Origin of the sequence: Paraburkholderia sp. SIMBA_054 (genome assembly GCF_046534875.1) — a bacterium.
Lineage (GTDB): Bacteria > Pseudomonadota > Gammaproteobacteria > Burkholderiales > Burkholderiaceae > Paraburkholderia > Paraburkholderia hospita.
Window position 1 is genome coordinate 1 of sequence record NZ_JAWRXV010000986.1, and the last position, 263, is coordinate 263.

1 protein-coding gene is annotated in these 263 nt (G+C 64.3%); it reads left to right on the top strand.

Annotated features, from left to right (window positions below):
• On the top strand, window positions 1-263 hold a 263-nt coding region (locus tag SB822_RS58085), incomplete at both ends, for a hydantoinase/oxoprolinase family protein (RefSeq protein ID WP_410859239.1).

The window sequence follows — 263 nt, forward strand, 5'->3', positions numbered from 1 at the left end:
GAGCCTCGACATCGGCGGAACCACAGCGGATATCGCGCTGATCGTGGACGGCCAGCCGCAATATGCGACCGGCGAATACATCGGCGAATTCCAGATTCATATTCCGTCCGTGTCGGTGTCATCGGTCGGCGACGGCGGCGGTTCGATTGCGTGGGTCGACGAATTCGGCGTGCTGAAGGTCGGGCCCGAAAGCGCGGGATCGAGCCCTGGGCCAGTGTGTTACGGCCGTGGCGGCACGCGCCCGACAATCACCGATGCGTTCG